The organism is Actinomadura sp. K4S16, assembly GCF_008327685.1.
In the GTDB taxonomy this organism is placed as follows: domain Bacteria; phylum Actinomycetota; class Actinomycetes; order Streptosporangiales; family Streptosporangiaceae; genus Spirillospora.
The window spans coordinates 1-16,087 of sequence record NZ_BDDE01000026.1 but is presented as its reverse complement, the minus strand read 5'-3'; the positions used below and the strand labels follow the sequence as shown (position 1 = coordinate 16,087).

Annotated in this window: 15 protein-coding genes; 3 read left to right on the top strand and 12 right to left on the bottom strand. The window is 73.8% G+C overall.

Annotated features, from left to right (window positions below; translation table 11 throughout):
- Window positions 1-109: 109 nt before the first annotated feature.
- From K4S16_RS37810 to K4S16_RS37755, 12 genes are all read right to left on the bottom strand, one after another.
- The gene (locus K4S16_RS37810; RefSeq protein WP_149263901.1) at window positions 110-928 is read right to left on the bottom strand and encodes a Cof-type HAD-IIB family hydrolase; all 819 of its coding nucleotides are present in this window, start codon (window positions 926-928) and stop codon (window positions 110-112) included.
- Window positions 925-1,749, bottom strand: coding sequence for an inositol monophosphatase family protein (locus K4S16_RS37805; RefSeq protein ID WP_149263900.1), 825 nt, complete (start codon window positions 1,747-1,749; stop codon window positions 925-927). The genes K4S16_RS37810 and K4S16_RS37805 overlap by 4 nt, the downstream gene beginning before the upstream one ends.
- Window positions 1,746-2,531 carry an HAD family hydrolase gene (locus K4S16_RS37800; protein ID WP_235037339.1) on the bottom strand — a complete coding sequence of 262 codons (786 nt, stop codon included), beginning with the start codon at window positions 2,529-2,531 and terminating at the stop codon, window positions 1,746-1,748. Before K4S16_RS37800 ends, K4S16_RS37805 begins: the two co-directional genes overlap by 4 nt.
- Window positions 2,528-3,661, bottom strand: a complete 1,134-nt coding sequence (locus K4S16_RS37795) for an ABC transporter ATP-binding protein (protein WP_149263899.1) — start codon at window positions 3,659-3,661, stop codon at window positions 2,528-2,530. The genes K4S16_RS37800 and K4S16_RS37795 overlap by 4 nt, the downstream gene beginning before the upstream one ends.
- A gap of 2 nt (window positions 3,662-3,663) precedes the next feature.
- Window positions 3,664-5,487, bottom strand: coding sequence for an iron ABC transporter permease (locus tag K4S16_RS37790; protein ID WP_149263898.1), 1,824 nt, complete (start codon window positions 5,485-5,487; stop codon window positions 3,664-3,666).
- A 63-nt stretch (window positions 5,488-5,550) separates the two neighbouring features.
- Complete coding sequence (locus tag K4S16_RS37785; protein WP_149263897.1) at window positions 5,551-6,744, bottom strand: ABC transporter substrate-binding protein; 1,194 nt, start codon at window positions 6,742-6,744, stop codon at window positions 5,551-5,553.
- Window positions 6,745-6,804: 60 nt separating this feature from the next.
- Window positions 6,805-7,464 (bottom strand): DUF47 domain-containing protein, encoded by a 660-nt coding sequence (locus tag K4S16_RS37780; RefSeq protein ID WP_200842348.1) that lies wholly within the window; start codon window positions 7,462-7,464, stop codon window positions 6,805-6,807.
- Window positions 7,461-8,441 carry an inorganic phosphate transporter gene (locus tag K4S16_RS37775; protein WP_160161162.1) on the bottom strand — a complete coding sequence of 327 codons (981 nt, stop codon included), beginning with the start codon at window positions 8,439-8,441 and terminating at the stop codon, window positions 7,461-7,463. Before K4S16_RS37775 ends, K4S16_RS37780 begins: the two co-directional genes overlap by 4 nt.
- Window positions 8,438-9,433: a Gfo/Idh/MocA family oxidoreductase gene (locus tag K4S16_RS37770; RefSeq protein ID WP_149263895.1), complete on the bottom strand. Its 996-nt coding sequence runs from the start codon at window positions 9,431-9,433 to the stop codon at window positions 8,438-8,440. The genes K4S16_RS37775 and K4S16_RS37770 overlap by 4 nt, the downstream gene beginning before the upstream one ends.
- 387 nt (window positions 9,434-9,820) lie before the next feature.
- Entirely contained in the window at window positions 9,821-10,741 is a 921-nt protein-coding gene (locus K4S16_RS37765; RefSeq protein WP_149263894.1) for a LacI family DNA-binding transcriptional regulator, read from the bottom strand.
- 69 nt (window positions 10,742-10,810) lie between these two features.
- The gene (locus K4S16_RS37760) at window positions 10,811-12,163 is read right to left on the bottom strand and encodes a phytase (RefSeq protein ID WP_149263893.1); all 1,353 of its coding nucleotides are present in this window, start codon (window positions 12,161-12,163) and stop codon (window positions 10,811-10,813) included.
- 127 nt (window positions 12,164-12,290) lie between these two features.
- Window positions 12,291-13,028 (bottom strand): GntR family transcriptional regulator, encoded by a 738-nt coding sequence (locus K4S16_RS37755; RefSeq protein WP_235037338.1) that lies wholly within the window; start codon window positions 13,026-13,028, stop codon window positions 12,291-12,293.
- 117 nt (window positions 13,029-13,145) lie between these two features.
- Between K4S16_RS37755 and K4S16_RS37750 the strand changes: the two genes are divergently transcribed.
- The 3 genes from K4S16_RS37750 to K4S16_RS37740 are packed head-to-tail and all read left to right on the top strand — an operon-like array spanning window position 13,146 to window position 15,933.
- Entirely contained in the window at window positions 13,146-14,072 is a 927-nt protein-coding gene (locus K4S16_RS37750; protein WP_235037337.1) for a TIM barrel protein, read from the top strand.
- Complete coding sequence (iolC, locus tag K4S16_RS37745; RefSeq protein WP_149263892.1) at window positions 14,069-15,028, top strand: 5-dehydro-2-deoxygluconokinase; 960 nt, start codon at window positions 14,069-14,071, stop codon at window positions 15,026-15,028. The genes K4S16_RS37750 and iolC overlap by 4 nt, the downstream gene beginning before the upstream one ends.
- Entirely contained in the window at window positions 15,025-15,933 is a 909-nt protein-coding gene (locus tag K4S16_RS37740) for an aldolase (protein WP_235037336.1), read from the top strand. The genes iolC and K4S16_RS37740 overlap by 4 nt, the downstream gene beginning before the upstream one ends.
- Window positions 15,934-16,087: the final 154 nt, after the last annotated feature.

The following is a 16,087-nucleotide window of genomic DNA, read 5'->3' as shown; positions in this document are numbered from 1 at the left end:
GCCAGTCCCGGCGTCCGGGAGGAGCCGGAAGCCGTCGTGTTCCAGCAGGTGGCAGGAGCACGCGGCCTCCGGCCCCTGGGCCGATCCCGAGCAGCCGGCGACGGCCGGATCAGGGGAGGACGCGGGCGACGAGGTCGGCGACGGCGCCCTCGGCGCAGGGGGCGACGACCACGTCGGCGGCGGCGCGGACCGACTCGGCCCCGTCGCCGACGGCGGCGCCGAGGCCGGCGGCCTGGATCATGTCCAGGTCGTTCGGGTTGTCGCCGATCGCCGCGATGTCGCTCAGGGCCACGCCCTGGGACGCGGCCAGCTCGCGCAGCGCCGCGCCCTTGGTCGCGCCCGTGGGCAGCACCTCCAGGTAGGTGCTCTCCGATCTGACGAGGGTGACGCCGGAAACGGCCGCCGACACCGTCTCCTCGGCCGGGTCCATCAACTCGGGGCGGTCGCAGATGAGCATGACCTTGACGATGTCGTCGAACGGCAGGTCGCCCCACGAGCCGATCCGGGCGAGCTCGATCCCGTCGCGGCGGGCGTACTGCAGCAGCGCCGGCGAGGAGCCCGTGGTGTGTGCGCGGCCCCTGCTGAAGGCGACCGGCCACACTCCGGCGGGCAGTTCGGCGAACAGCATCGTGAGCTTCGCCCAGGCTGCCACGCCGAGGCAGCGCCGGTGCAGGACGGCGCCGGTGGCGAGGTCGACCACGCGCGCCCCGTTGTAGAGGATCGCCGGGGTCGTCAGGCCGAGCGTCCGGTAGTACGGCAGCGCGGCCTCCTCGCTGCGCCCGGTGGCTATGACGACGGTGCCGCCGGCGGCGATGAAGCGGCGCAGCGCGGCCAGGCTCGGCTCGACGATCTTCAGGTCGCGTCCGACGAGGGTGCCGTCCAGGTCCGTGACGATCCAGTCGACGGTGCGCACCTCGGTGGCGCTCATGCCGGCCCACCCAGCCCGGCGATCCCGGCGATGACGGAGCCGGCCAGGTCGAAGCCGCCGACGCAGGCCAGGTAGCCGGGGGCCTCCCAGTCGCGGCCCCCGGTCTCCCCGTTCAGCGGCAGGTACGTGCCGCCGGCCTGCCTGACCAGCAGCACGGCCGCCGCGACGTCCCACGCGTTGACCGACGTGCCGTACGCCACGTCCGCCCACCCGGCGGCGACGTGCGCGAGGCTGAGGGCGGCGCTGCCCGGGCGGCGGACGGTGGCGAACGCGTCCACCATCCGGCCGAAACTGCGCAGCGACTCCTCGCCGCGGCGGTGCATCTCCCGCGCGTTGGGATAGCCGGTGACGAGCACCGCGGTCTCGTCGCGGGCCGCGCCGCGGCTGCGGATCGGCTCGCCGTTGCAGGTCGCGCCGTCGAGCGAGGCGGTGAACATGTCCTCGCGGACCGGGTCGTACACCACGCCCGCCACCAGCTCGTCGCCGATGGCGGCGCCGATGGACACGCAGAAGAACGGCAGGCCGACGGCGAAGTTGGCCGTCCCGTCGATGGGGTCGACGAACCAGCGCAGGTCGCCGTCCCCGCCGCCCACGCCGCCCTCCTCGCCGACGACCGCGCTGCCGGGGGTGTGCTCGGCCAGCACCTTCCGGATCGTCTCCTCCGCCGCCCGGTCGTGCTCGGTGACCGGGTCGTGGAAGTCGCGCTTCAGATCGATCTCGGGGCGCGAGCGGAACGCCGTCCGCAGGCGGTCCCCGGTGGCGCGGGCGGCGAGTTCGGCGATCCCGGCGAGCTCCCGCGAGGCGGGGACATCGGCGCTCATCCTTCTCCTTCGATCGTGGCCTTGAGCAGGTCGAGCAGTCCGTGCCCGTCGTCGACGACGGCGTCGGGGCGGCACCGGACCTCGTACGGGACGTCGTGGGTGCCCTTGGCGACCATCAGCACGTTCCCGCCGACGCCGGCGCGGTGCCCGCACAGGACGTCCCGGTCGAAGTTGTCGCCGACGTACCACGCGTCCGAGGGCTCGACGCCGAGGGCGCGGGTCGCGATCCAGATCATCTCCGGGTTGGGTTTGCGGACCCCGGCCTCGTCGCTGTAGACCTCCAGGGCCAGCTTGCCCGCCAGCCCTGTCGAGGCCGTGTAGTCCCGGTGCACGGCGCCGGACAGCGCGTTGCTGACGATCGCGCAGGGGATGCCGGACCCGGCGGCGGCGTCGAGCAGTTCGGGGATGCCGGGACGGGTGCGGCGGTCCTGCCGCAGTTCCCCCATCCGCTTGCACAGCGGGGCGGCGTGCGCGACGACGAGCTGCCGCGCGGGCACGGGCCAGTCGGCCGCGACGAAGTCGCCCCAGAAGCGGGCGTGGGTCATCTCCGCCGGCGCGAACGGGCGGGACATCGCGTCCTTCCAGCACTTGTCCGCGGCCGCGCCCGCCCTGATGTCGGTCTCGATCGCGGCGGCGTCCAGGTCGCGGCATCCGGCGCCGAGGAGGGCCGCGTGCACCTCCTCGGCCAGGGCCGCCTGCCATCCGTCCCGCTTGGAGGTCTCGACCAGCACGCCGCCGAAGTCCAGCAGCAGCGCCCGCGGCCGGCGCAGGGGCGCGGTCACGAGGCGGCCTTCTGGACGGGGGCGACGGCGTCGTCCCAGGCGCCGATCCGGGAACCGTCTCCGGCGAACACGTGGAGCCGCTCGGGGCGCGTCCAGCAGTGGAGCCGGTCGCCCGGCGCCGCTTCGGGGTCCTCGTGGGTGACGGCGAACAGGTCGGTGTCCATGACGCGCAGCTGCACGGTCCAGCTCGACCCGGTCGGCAGGACGGTCTCGACGACGGCCTCGTCCGCCCAGGCCGTGTCGGGCACGTCGTCCCGCGACCGCGCCAGCCTCAGCGCCTCGGGCCGGACGCCCGCGCACGCGGCCCCGCCCAGGGCGGCGCGCTTCTCCACAAAGCGCAGCAGCGACCCGGCGAGCCCGTCGGGCTCCGCGTCCAGAGGGACGATGTTCATCGGCGGGCTCCCCACGAACTCGGCGACGAACCGGTTGGCGGGCCGCTCGTACATCTCCATCGGCGGCGCCACCTGCTGCAGCTCTCCCTCCGACATGACCGCGATGTGCGTGGCCATCGTCATGGCCTCCATCTGGTCGTGGGTGACGAACACGACCGTCGCTCCCGTCTCCTCGTGGATGCGCTTCAGCTCCGTCCGCATCTCCAGCCGCAGCCGCGCGTCGAGGTTGGACAGCGGCTCGTCCAGGAGCAGGACGTCGGGGTCGACGGCGAGCATCCGCGCCAGCGCGACGCGCTGCTGCTGGCCGCCCGACAGCTGGGACGGGTACCGGTCCATGCAGTCGGCGACGCGCACCTTCTCCAGGGCCTCCTTCGCGCGGGCCTTGCGGCGCTCGGCAGGCACCTTGCGCATCCGGAGCCCGAACTCGGTGTTGCCGCGGACGGTGAGGTGCGGCCAGAGCGCGTAGTTCTGGAACACGAGGCCCATGTCCCGCTTCTCCGGGGGGACGTAGACGCCGCGCTCGACCGAGTCCAGGACCCGGTCGCCCACGCTGATCTCGCCGCGGGTCGGCTGCTCCAGCCCGGCGATCATGCGCAGGGTGGTGGTCTTGCCGCAGCCGGACGGCCCGAGCAGGCAGGTGAAGGACCCGTCCGGGATGACGAGGTCGAGGTCGCGCACCGCGGCGCGGCCGCCGCCGACGTAGTTCTTGACCACTCCGCTGAGGGTGATGGCCGGCATGGTCAACCTCCGATGCCCGAGGCCAGGCTGCTCTTGGTGAGCCGCTGGGCCAGGTAGGTCATGGTGAACGAGAGCAGGGCGATGACGAGCACGACGCCGTTGGCGAGCTGGGTGTAGCCGTAGTCGACGAGCCCGATGGACAGGGTGGTGAGCAGCTGCGTCCCGGACGTGGTCAGCATGATGACGATGCTGAGCTCCTTCAGCCCGGAGATGAAGGGCAGGACGACGCCCGTGACGAGCGCGCCCCGCTGGATCGGGATGATGATCCGGACCATCCGGACCGGCCAGCGCGCGCCGCTGATCTGCGCGGCCTCCTCCGGTTCCCGGCCGAGCTGCATCATGGCCGAGATGCCCGACCGGGACGAGTACGGCAGGTGCGTCACCACCATCACCAGGACGAGCAGCGTGATCGTCCCGTAGAGGGCGGGCACGGGGCCGCGCCGCACCGCGAACAGCGACAGGCACGCGGCGGCGAACGCGATGCCGGGGACCAGGTACGGCAGGAACGACACCTGCCGCAGGAACGCCGAGACGCGGCTTCCGGCGCCGCGCACCACCACGTACCCGATGAGCAGGCCGACGAAGCCGCAGACCAGCGCGGCGAGCCCGACGATCCGCAGGCTGTTCCAGGCGGCCTCCCACATCTCGCCTCCGCGGAGCACGCCGTGCGGGAACCCGACCGCGCCCTCGATATGGGACCCGAACCAGTACTTCAGCGTGAAGTTGCCGGGGTTGAACACGCCGGGCGTCTTGGTGACCGTGGACAGCAGCAGCGTCAGCACCGGGACGACGACGCTCGCGGCGAAGACCGCCATGGCCAGCCCGAACGCGGGCCACCGCCACCGGCGCAGGTCGCCGCGCCGGTCCATGGCGCCCTTCCCGCCGACCGTGACGAACCGGCGCTGCTCGCGCACCAGCCGGGTGTCGACCACGACGACGAGCACCCCGACCAGCACGATCACGCCGGCGATCGTCGAGGCGACGCCGGTGCTGCGGTCGCGGATCGCGTGGTACAGGCTCGTGGACAGGACGTTGTAGTCGCTGGGCAGGCCGAGGATGTAGGGGGTGCCGAACGTGCCGAGGACCCGGCCGAGGACGAGCAGCACCGCCGACGACAGCGCCGGCAGCATCAGCGGCAGCGTGATGCGGCGCAGGACCGTCCGGCCGCCGGCGCCGAGGATGCGCGCCGAGTCCTCCAACTGCGAGTCGATGCGGCGCAGCGCGTTGCCGAACAGCAGCAGCACGAACGGGTAGTAGTGCAGCCCGAGCGTCACGATGATCGGCACCGGCCCGTACGCGAGCCAGTCGGGGGTGTGGATCCCGGCCCCCTGCAGGTAGCCGACCTGGCCGCCGGACCGCTCGTTCTTGAACAGCGACAGCCACGCCAGCGCGAACGTCCAGGACGGCAGCATGTACGGCACCACCAGCGCGCCGGCGAGGAACTTGCGGCCCGGGACGTTCGTGCGCGTCACGAGCCACGCCATCGACCCGCCGACGGCGAGCGCGAACGCGATGACGCCGACCGCGACCGTGAGGGTGTGCAGGAGCGGCTCCCAGAACAGCAGCCTGCTGACGGGGGAGCGGAACACCCGCCACAGGTAGTAGCCCGTCCACGATCCGGCCCCCTGTCCGGAGCGGGCCTCGTCGCCGTACTGGACGCGGGCGGCGTCCGAGACGACCGAGACGAGCGGGGCGATGACGAGGTAGAGCAGCGCGGCGCTCAGCACCAGGCCGAGCAGCACGGTGGGGTTGCGCAGCAGGACGCGGGACCGGTACAGCACGCGCCGGCCGCGTGACACGGGCCGTGCGGGGGCGGCGACCGCCATGGGCTTCCTCCGAGGTGGAGCCCGGCGGGCCGCTTCGGCGGCCCGCCGGGGGTCGGGCAGTGCTCAGGAGTGGTTGACGCGCCAGAAGTCCTTGATGTCCTGGCGGTTGCGGAAGTCGGCGATCAGCTGGTCGGAGGAGAACCAGTACAGCTGGGTGTTCCAGTCGGTCAGGCCGGGCGGGTTGTGGGGGCTGACCCCGACCGCGTCGTTGCCGGACACGCCGCCGGAGTGGGCCTCGAGGTCGAAGCCCTCCTTCGACATCGCGAAGTGGACGAACAGCTTGGCGGCGTTGGGGTGCCTGGACTTCGCCGCGATCGTCGCGAACTTCGGGTAGGCGAAGCCGGTCCAGGGGCTCAGGCCCTCGCAGACCTTCATGTTGAAGCCCTTGCCCTCCAGGTCGCGGAACTTGGCGATCGAGAACAGCCCGATCGTCGTCCGGGTCTGGTTGGGCGCGCCGACGGCGGTCGCGACGTCCTCGTCCTCGGTGGTCAGCACCGGGTCGTTCTTCGCCAGCCGCTTCACCCACTCGTAGGCGGCGTCCTTCTCGCCGGTCTTGAGCCTGCCCTTGCCGAGCTGCTCGTAGGCGGCCGCGAGCTTGCCCGCGCTCCGCTCCGACAGCTGGGTGAACCACTGGGTGAAGACCTCCTTGCCCAGCGGGTCCTGCATCATGACCTTGCCCTTCCACTCGGGGTCGGTCAGGTCCCAGACGTTCTTCACCGGGCAGCCGGCGGGATTGAGCTTGGGGTTGTAGGCGAACACGTACGCCTTCGAGATCATCATCAGCGGGTTCCGGTTCTTCTCGCCGATGGTCTTGGCGAGGTCCGGCGGGATCCAGGTGGTGACGATCTTCTGGGGGAGGAGCTGGCCGACGAGCATCGGGCCGTCCTCGAACAGGCTGACGTCGATGGTGACGTTGCCGGCCTGCGCCTCGCGCGTCATCTTCTCCGCGGTCGCGGCGGCCTTGGACTTCTCGCCCTCGGCCTTGATGCCGTACTTCTTCTCGAACGCGGCGGCCATGTCCTTGACGTCGCCGCTGCCGTCGTAGGCGAGGACGCTGCCCTCCTTCTTCGCGGCGGCGATCAGCGCGTTCAGGTCGAAGGACGCCGCGTCCTCCACGGTCACGGTCGGGAGGGGCTGGTCGGCCCCCGCCTGACCGCCGCTGGACGGCGCGCACGCGCCCAGCGCCGCCGTGGCGAGGGCCGCTGCGACGGCGGCGCCGGCCCGTGCCCGGCGCCCTCTCATCATGGTGCGGATCATGGTGGGTTCTCTCCTTGCCCTCTGCCCGCAGCCCCGACCTGCGGCTTCATCGGTTCCTGATCAGTGACTGCGTTTGAGCATCGCGTCCGAGAGCGCGTCGGCCGCCTCGCCGAGGCGCCGCCCCACCGCGTCCAGGCGGTCGAGCAGCTCGCGCCTGCGCAGGACGTCGATGTCGAGCGGCCCGGCGAACAGCCGGGTCAGCGCCGCCTGCCGGGTCTCCCGGACGCGGTTGCCGGCCTTGCGCGCGCCGAGCGCCGCGACGGTGACCGCGGCGGGCTCGGCGAGGACCTTCCGGACGGCGGCGTCGAGGGAGGTCAGCCCCTCCAGCACCGCGTCCAGCGGCGGGACCGCGAAGCCGAGCCCGGGCGGCCCGAACAGGTCGGCCTCGCGGACGAAGTCGCGGAGGTTGTCCAGGACGTCGTCGACGGAGCGGGAGAGCCGGTAGAGGTCCTCCCGGTCGATGGGGGTGGCGAGGACGCCGCGCAGCATCGCGGCGAGCGCGGCGCGCTCGGCGTCCCCGGCGTGCTCGATCTCGGCCATCCGGGCGCGGGCCGCCCCGGAGGGGACCCGCCCGGCGGCCATCTCCCGGGCCAGTTCGGCGCCGTCGCGGGCGGCGCGGATCTGCCGGGCGACCTGGCCGACGACCCGGTCCCCGGAGCGGCCGCGCAGGTCGTCCCACACGAGCCGGATCCGGCGGACGGGCCGGACGGCGGCGCTCACAGCGCCCTCGCCGCGACGCCGCCGAGCGTGCCGCCGGCGAACGCGAGCGGCAGCGTGAACAGCCACGCGGCGCCGATGCCGACGACGTTCTGCCAGCGCACCCGGGAGGCGCCCTCGCTGGCGGCGACGCCGACGACCCCGGCGGTGACCGACTGCGTCATGCTGACCGGCGCGCCCGCGATCGAGCTGGCCGCCACCGACGCGGCCGCCGCCGCCTCCGTGGACACCACGTGCAGCGGCCTGGCCAGCACGAGCCCGCGGCCGAGCCGGTCCCCGACCCGGTGGACGGCGCTCAGCGCGCCGGCGCAGAAGACGACGGCGATCGCGATGAGCACCGCCGGGGTCGGCTGGACGGGGCCGACCGCGCCGAGCCGCCGCGTGGACACGACGTGCCGCGCCACGCTGACGACGGCGAGCATCTTCTGCCCGTCGTTGGCGGCGTAGGCGGCGCACTGGGCGGTGTAGGCCAGGACGTGGGCGGCCCGGACGGTGCCGGGCATCCCGGTGAAGGACGGCACGCGCCGCGACGCGAGCCCGAGCGCGAACCCGACGGACGTGCCGACCAGCGGGGCGGCGGCGCCGATGAGCAGGACGAGGCCGAGCCCGCCCCAGGCCACGTCCAGGCCCATGCCGAGCCCGGCGCCGCCGATGCCGCCGACGATCGCCAGGGTCAGGCTCGTCGGCAGGCCGCGCCCGGTGAGGGCGGCGACGACGGCGAGCGCGACGGTGACGCCGAGCAGGAAGGCGAGCGCGCCGCGCCGGTCGCCGAGGTCGGTGAGGCCCTCGGTGAACGTCCGCGCGACGGCGACCGTCACCTGCGGGACGAGGACGAGCGGCACGAGCACCAGCGCGGTCAGCAGCAGCCCGGACGAGCGGGGGTAGCGCCCGCTGAGGCCGAGCAGGGCCGCGCCGTCGTTGACGCCGGTCACCCACACGAAGGCGAGCGCGACCGCGCCGAACGCCACCGCCCAGATCACCGGAGCTCCGCGAGCGGGACGCGGCGGCCCTCGCGCAGCGACAGCGCGGCGGCCTCGGCGACGAGGAGCGCCTCCAGCGCGTCGTCCACCGTGCAGGGGCTGCCCGCGCGGCCCCTGGCCATTTCGAGGAACGTTCCAATCTCGTTCGCGTACGCGGGTTCGAAGCGCTCCTGGAAGTCCGTCCACGGGTCGCCGGGAGGCCAGTCCACGCCGGGTTCGGCCGACCGGAGCGGGGCGCGCTCGTCGAGCCCGACCACCCAGGTGCCTGCGGTGCCCGACAGCTCCATGCGCACGTCGTAGCCGGCGCCGTTGTACCGGGAGCCCTGCAGGGTGGCGAGCGTCCCGTCGTCCATGACCAGGACGGCGGCGCTGATGTCGACGTCGCCGGCGTCCGAGAAGTAGGCGTCGCCGCGGTTGGCGCCGACGGCGGTGACCGAGTCGACCTCCCGCCCGGTGACCCAGCGCAGCATGTCGAAGTCGTGGATGTGGCAGTCGCGGAAGATCCCCCCGGACGAGCGGACGTACTCGGCCGGGGGCGGCGCCGGGTCGGCGGTGACCAGGTGGACTCGGTGGAGCGTTCCCAGCCGTCCGTCGAGCACGGCCTGCCGCGCCGCCGCGTATCCGGCGTCGAACCGGCGCTGGAAGCCCACGTGCACGGGGACCCCCGTCTTGGCGGCGCGGTCGCGGACCTCCAGCGTCGTGCGGAGGTCGGGCGCGACCGGCTTCTCGCAGAACACGGGCACGCCCGAGTCGCAGGCCCGGACGAGCAGCTCGGCGTGCGTGGAGGTCGGCGTGGCGATGACGACGGCGTCGAGCCCGGCGGCGAGCACGGTGTCCGGGTCCCCGGCCCGGGCGCCGATCGGGCCCGCCAGCGCCTCGGCGCGGCGGACGTCGGCGTCTCCGATCAGCAGGGCGTCGACCTGGGGATGCCCTCCCAGGAACCGGGCGTGCGACGCCCCGATCCGTCCCGCGCCCAGCAGTCCGACCCGCATGGTGCCTCCCATGGCCGTCCGATCGGATGGCGAGTTCATCTGATGGACCGGCATTGAGCACCGGTTGTTCATCTGCTCGTCATCTTCGTGTGGTTCGGGCCACATTTGTAGCCCGCGCCGGAACGCCCGTCAATACTTTGTTCTTACATCTTGACGTTCTGACCTAGACGGGCGTCCCATGCCGCTCGCCGGCAGGCCGGGGCCGACCTGCGGGAACGGCGGTACGCGGCGCCGCCCCCGGTCGGCCGGGTGCGGCCAAAGCGTTGCGCAGGCCGCGGGCACGGCGGAGCGGCGCGCCGAAGGCATGGCTGACGCGCGCGCCGCTCGACCGGAGCCCAGAGGGCTCTTTTGGATTCCCTGGAGGGGCGCCGTCCAGGCCGGACAGGGCTACCGGGTGGTGCCGCGCTCGGTGAGGAGGGGCGGGACGGTGATGCGCCGCGTGCGCGCGGACGCGCCGTCGCCGATCCGGTCGAGCAGGACGGCCGCGGCCTCGCGGCCCAGTTCCGCCGGCGGGGAGGCGACCGTCGTCACCCCGGCGTCCCGCGCCCCCGGCGGGTCGCCGTGGACGATCAGCGAGATCTCCTCCGGCACGCGCCTCCCGGCGCGCAGCAGCGCGGTGAGCGCGGCGGTGCCCGTCGTGTCGCCGAGCGCGAGGACGGCCGTCGGCGCCTCGGCCGGCCGCCACAGCTCGTCGGGGCCGGCGACGACGGCGCCGTCCGGGCACGCGCGGCGCAGGGGCGAGGGGCGGGGGCCGACGTCGAGGCAGGCGACGCGCCGGTGGCCGAGGTCCGACAGGTACCCGAGCGCCCGCTCGACGGCCGCGGCGCCGTCGCCGGTCACGCAGTCGACGCGGTCGGAGCGGACCTGGCGCCCGACCACGGTCACGGGGCACCCGGCGGCGGCGCGCTCGATGTCGGCGGCGGACGTCTTCGGCCCGGCCAGGACGACCCCGTCCGGCCGCAGGTCGAGCAGGTCGTCCAGGGCGGCCCGTTCGCGCGCCGGGCCGCCGCGCCCGGTGGCCAGCAGGAGCCGGACGCCGCGCCGGGCGGCCTCGTCGGCGAGCCCGTCGTGGACCGCGGCGAACCAGGGGTCGTGGAGGTCGGAGAGGAGAACGCCGATCATGCCCGTCCGGCCGGACGCGAGGCCCCGGGCCATCATGTTGGGCCGGTAGCCGAGCTCCCGGGCCGCCCGGAGCACCGCCTCCCGGCGCTCCGGCCCGACCTTGGGGGAGCCGCGCATCACCAGCGACACGAGCGCGCGCGACACTCCGGCTCGCGCTGCCACGTCCTCCAGGGTCGGGTGGGCCATGCGGTCTTCTCCCGGGTACGGCGAGTCGCCGCCGGGGTGCGGCGGCGACTCGCGTCGGTGCTGTTCGTGCTAGTCGCGCGGGTCCCAGTCGCCGGGCGTGACGTCCAGGTCCAGCGGGTCCGCCACATCCTCCCAGTCGACGAGCTTGAAGTCGGTGTTCTCCCGGACCTCGCCGTTCCCGTCCGTGACCTCGGGGGTGTTGACGCCGTCGTGGACGACGAGGAGGCCGTTCTCGAAGCCGCCCGTGGGGGCGCTGGTCACCATCGCCCCGTCGCAGACCTCGGAGCCGTCCACCGTCGTGCCCGGGGCGACCCGGAAGTGGCCGAGGTACTGGCGCGGGTCCTCGCGGTCGTAGACGACGAAGGTGTTGTCACCCTGGCTGGAGGCGAGCAGATAGCCCTCTCCGCCGTCCTGCCGGTAGATGGACAGGCCCTCGGCGTCGGCGGTGAGGTGCGTTCCCCCGACGCCGGGGTCGGGTCCGCTCGGGTTGCACTCCTCGGTCTCGGGGTCGTACGCGGCGGGGACGCCGAACTCCTTGACCTTGTCGATGAGCTGGGGCGAGCCGCTGCCCAGCGGGATGCGCCAGATGCCGACGTCCTCCTGCGCCGCGTAGAGCGCCCCGTTCTCGGGGTCGGCGACCATGCCCTCGACCTGCGGCCCCTCGCCGGGGTCCTCGCACGGCGTCCAGGTGCCGCCGCCGGGCAGCGCGAACGACGCGGGCAGGTCGAGGTCGCGGACGTGCCGGTAGGTGACGGTGCCCGCCGCGGTGGCCTCCAGCCGGACGGTGCCGATCCGGGAGGTGTGCCGGCGGCTGAGCGCGACGTAGGCCGTCCCGCGCGAGTCCTTCCAGGACGCCAGCCCGTACGCCGTCGCCTGCTCGTTGACCTCGTCGAGGGAGGACGAGAAGACGGGCGCGACCCCGGGGTCGGTGACGTCGGTGAGCGGGGCCCGGTGGTCCTCGGCCTTGCCGGGGTCGATCGCGTAGGTGCGGACGGTGTCCCGGCCCCGGTCGGACACGACCGCCAGGTCGACCTTGCGGCGGCCGAGCTGGAACCCGTAGACCAGATCGACGTTGTTGAACCGTCCGGGCTCGTCGCCGGCCCGGGGCGGGGCCGGCGCGGCGATCCGCTGGATCTGCCGCCCCGCGGCGTCGTAGACGGCGAGGCCGCCTTCCTTGAGGGTGGCCACGATCAGGTCGCCGTCGCGGTCGTCGGGGTGGCTCCAGATCGCCGGGTCGTCGGCGTTGGCGTTGCCGCCCGCGTCGTCGTCGAAGTTGGCCGGGGTCTCCAGCGCGGCGCGGACCTCGGCGAGCTCGTCGCCGTCGGCGGACGCGGGCGCGGCGGACAGGAAGGCCGCGGCGAGCGCGGCGGTGGTCGCGGCGGCCGCGAGGCGGACGCCCTGGGGGGTGGGTCGCAACGGCATCGGGTTCCTCCTGATGCGTGGGGGGATGCCTGCACCGTAGGCATTGGAGCGCTCTAATTCAATAGAGCGCTCTAATTGATCAAGAGATTTTCATCGGGGGTTCGCCGTTTTGTCCCCGAGGGTCCGGTCAGCGCTCGACGAGGGTGAGGGCGAAGGAGTAGCGGTCGGCGCGGTAGACGTGGCAGCCGTACTCGATCGCGCCGCCCTTGTCGTCGTAGGCGGTGCGGGTCATGGTCAGCAGCGGGACGCCGCGCCGCTCGTCCAGCAGCCGGGCCTCGGCCGCCGTCGCGCCGCGGGCGCCGATCGTCTGGTTCGCGATGCGCAGGTTGACGCCCTTGGACCGGAGCAGCTCGTACAGGCCGTGCTCGGCGAGGTCGGCCTCGGTGATCCTCAGCAGGTCGACCGGCAGGTAGTTGGTGAGCAGGGCGAGCGGCTCGTCGCCGGTGAACCGGACGCGGCGCATCCGGGTGACCTCGGTGCCGGGCGGGACGCCGAGCTCCTTGGCCACCTGGTCCTCGGCGGGGACGCGGCCCAGCTCCAGGACCTCGGTGCGCGGGTCGCGGCCGGCCGCCGCCAGGTCGTCGTGCAGGCTGGTCAGCTCGATCGGCCGGCGGATCTCCGACTGCACCACCTGCGTGCCGACGCCGCGCTTGCGCACCAGCAGCCCCCGGTCGACCAGGTGCTGGATCGCCTGCCGGACCGTCGGGCGCGACAGCCCGCACCGGTCGGCCAGCTCGACCTCGTTCTCCAGACGGGTGCCCGGGGACAGCTCACCCGCCCGTATCGCCGCCTCCAGCTGCTGGGCGAGCTGGTAGTACAGCGGCACGGGGCTGCTGCGGTCCACGGTCACGCGCGGTCGGTACACCCGGCGCCTCCTCTCCTCCGGGTCGATCGTACCCGCCGCCGCCCGCTAGCTTATTACCTCATAATGTCATAACAAACTATTGACATACCTTCCCGGCCTTCAGCAGACTCGGCGCCGATGCCGAGTACGGAGCCGGGCGCGTCCCAGGGAGATGGTGAGCCGATGATCAACGACCGCGTCGCGGGAGCCCCGATCTCGTGGGGGGTGTGCGAGGTCCCGGGCTGGGGGCACCAGATGGACCCCGGGCGGGTGCTGGCGGAGATGCGCGACCTCGGGCTGGCCGCCGCGGAGTTCGGGCCGGACGGCTTCCTGCCCGCCGGGGCGGAGGAGCGCGCCGCGCTGCTCGCCGAGTACGGCCTCCGCCCGGTGGGCGGCTTCGCGCCCGTCGTGCTGCACGACCCGGACCGCGACCCGCTGCCCGAGGTCCGCCGGATCCTGGCCGGCTTCGGTGTGGAACGCTCCAATTCGGAACAGACGCTGGTGCTGGCCGCCGTCCACGGGCTGCGCGGCTACGACGAGCGCCCCTCCCTGGACACCGTCGGCTGGACGGCGCTGCTCACCAACCTCGACCGGATCGCCTCGCTTGCCGCGGAGGCCGGGGTCCGGGCCGTCCTTCATCCGCACGCCGGGACGATGGTGGAACGATCCAACGAAGTGCTGCGCGTCCTCGACGGATCGGCCGTCCCGCTGTGCCTGGACACCGGCCACCTGCTGGTCGGCGGCACCGATCCGGTCGACCTGGCGGCGAGCGCCGCCGGGCGGATCGCGCACGTCCACCTCAAGGACGTCGACGCCGACCTCGCCGAGAGCGTGCGGCACGGCCGGACGTCCTACACCGACGCCGTCCGCGCCGGCCTCTACCGCCCGCTCGGCGCGGGGGACATCGACATCGCCGCCATCGTCGGCTCTCTCGAAGGCGCCGGATACGACGGCTGGTATGTCCTGGAGCAGGACACCGTCCTCGACCGCGAGCCCGCCCCCGGCGAAGGCCCGCTGGCCGACGTCCGCGCCTGTGTCGAGTTCCTCGCCGGGATCGGCGCATGAGCGGCGCCGCGTCCTTCGACGTCATCACCATGGGCCGCGTCGGCGTGGACCTCTACCCGCTCACGTCGGGTGTCGGACTGGACGAGGTCGAGACGTTCGCGCGGTTCCTCGGCGGCAGCGCCACCAACGTCGCGGTCGCCGCCGCCCGGCACGGCCGCCGGACCGCCGTGGTCACCCGGACCGGCGCCGACCCGTTCGGCCGCTTCGTCCGCCGGGCGCTCGCCGAGTACGGCGTCGACGACCGGTACGTCGCCGACGTCCCCGGCCTGCCGACCCCGGTGACCTTCTGCGAGCTGTTCCCGCCGGACGACTTCCCGCTGTACTTCTACCGCTTCCCGAAGGCCCCCGACCTGGAGATCCGCGCGGACGAGCTGGACCGGTCCGCGATCGAGGCCGCAGGGGTGCTGTGGGTCACGATGACCGGGCTCTGCGCCGAACCGTCCCGGACGGCGACGCTGGCCGCGCTCGGCACCCGCCGTCGCGGCGCCCTCACCGTCCTCGACCTCGACCACCGGCCCGTGTTCTGGGAGTCGCGGGACGAGGCGCGGCGCTGGGCGGGCGAGGCACTCGAACACGCCACCGTCGCCGTCGGGAACACCGCCGAATGCGAGGTGGCGGTGGGGGAGAGCGACCCCCTCGCCGCCGCCCGCGCGCTGCTCGACCGGGGCGTCCGGCTCGCCGTCGTCAAGCGCGGGCCGGACGGCGTCCTCGCCGTCGACGCCGAGGGCCGGACCGCCGAGGCGCCGCCGGTGCCGGTCGAGGTCGTCAACGGCCTCGGCGCGGGCGACGCCTTCGGCGGCGCCCTCTGCCACGGCCTGCTGAGCGGCTGGGACCTGCCGCGCGTCCTCGGCTTCGCCAACGCGGCAGGCGCGATCGTCGCGTCCCGGCTGGCGTGCTCGGCGGCGATGCCCACGACGGACGAGGTGCTCTCGCTGGCCGGGCGGGTGGCCGCATGACGCTCGACATTCCGGTGCCGCCCGCCGACGCGCGGGCGGAGAGGATCGCGGGGCTGACCGAGGCGCGGGTGATGCGTCCGGAGTCGGTCGCCGAGGCGGCGGAGCGCAGGACCAGGCGGGAATCGCTGGTCGGGGAGTCGGGGCGGTTGATGCTGCTGGCCGCTGATCATCCGGCGCGTGGCGCCCTGGCGGCCGGTGGTGATCCGCTGGCGATGGGCGATCGGGGTGAGTTGCTGGATCGGTTGTGCGTGGCGTTGGAGCGGCCGGGTGTGGACGGTGTGCTGGGCACGGCGGATGTGATCGAGGATCTGCTGCTGCTGGGCGTGCTGGAGGGCAAGGTCGTGGTCGGTTCGATGAACCGGGGCGGGCTGGCGGGGTCGTCGTTTGAGATCGATGACCGTTTCACGGCCTACAGTGCGGCTGCGATCGCGGCGTCGGGGTTGGACGGCGGGAAGATGCTGCTGCGGGTGGACGATGAGGACCCGGCGACTGTTCGCACGTTGGAGGCGTGTGCTCGGGCGGTGTCGGAGTTGGCCGGGCGTGGGTTGATGGCGATGGTGGAGCCGTTCATCTCGCGTCGGGTGGACGGCCGGGTCCGCAACGACCTGTCGCCGGAGGCGATGACGCGTGCGGTCGCGATCGCGTCGGGGCTGGGCACGACCTCGGCGTACACGTGGTTGAAGGTGCCGGTGGTGGCGGACATGGAGCGGGTGATGGCGGCGTCGACGCTGCCCGCGCTGCTGCTGGGCGGGGAGGTGGCCGCCGATCCCCAGGCGGCGCGGGAGGGGTGGCGGCGTGCGCTGCGTCTTCCCACGGTCCGGGGCCTGGTGGTCGGCCGGTCCCTGCTGTATCCGCCGGACGGCAACGTCGCCGCGGCCGTGGACGCCGCAGTGGAACTCCTGTGAACGAGGAACCGAGGGCAGTGCCGGGTGACGACCGGCACTCCCCGCCTGTGCCGGCCGGGCCGGCGCATATCCGGAACAGCCGGAAGGGGCAGCCGGCGGGGCCGCGGCTGCCCTCGCCCCCGGCACGCGGTGTGGAGGAGCGGTCATGAGGTTG

Bases quoted from the DNA above. Each gene is read 5' to 3' on its own strand.
- K4S16_RS37810 (WP_149263901.1), bottom strand. From the start codon at position 928: ATGAGCGCCACCGAGGTGCGCACCGTCGACTGGATCGTCACGGACCTG.
- K4S16_RS37805 (WP_149263900.1), bottom strand. From the start codon at position 1,749: ATGAGCGCCGATGTCCCCGCCTCGCGGGAGCTCGCCGGGATCGCCGAA.
- K4S16_RS37795 (WP_149263899.1), bottom strand. From the start codon at position 3,661: ATGCCGGCCATCACCCTCAGCGGAGTGGTCAAGAACTACGTCGGCGGC.
- K4S16_RS37790 (WP_149263898.1), bottom strand. From the start codon at position 5,487: ATGGCGGTCGCCGCCCCCGCACGGCCCGTGTCACGCGGCCGGCGCGTG.
- K4S16_RS37785 (WP_149263897.1), bottom strand. From the start codon at position 6,744: ATGATCCGCACCATGATGAGAGGGCGCCGGGCACGGGCCGGCGCCGCC.
- K4S16_RS37770 (WP_149263895.1), bottom strand. From the start codon at position 9,433: ATGCGGGTCGGACTGCTGGGCGCGGGACGGATCGGGGCGTCGCACGCC.
- K4S16_RS37765 (WP_149263894.1), bottom strand. From the start codon at position 10,741: ATGGCCCACCCGACCCTGGAGGACGTGGCAGCGCGAGCCGGAGTGTCG.
- K4S16_RS37760 (WP_149263893.1), bottom strand. From the start codon at position 12,163: ATGCCGTTGCGACCCACCCCCCAGGGCGTCCGCCTCGCGGCCGCCGCG.
- K4S16_RS37750 (WP_235037337.1), top strand. From the start codon at position 13,146: ATGCCGAGTACGGAGCCGGGCGCGTCCCAGGGAGATGGTGAGCCGATG.
- iolC (WP_149263892.1), top strand. From the start codon at position 14,069: ATGAGCGGCGCCGCGTCCTTCGACGTCATCACCATGGGCCGCGTCGGC.
- K4S16_RS37740 (WP_235037336.1), top strand. From the start codon at position 15,025: ATGACGCTCGACATTCCGGTGCCGCCCGCCGACGCGCGGGCGGAGAGG.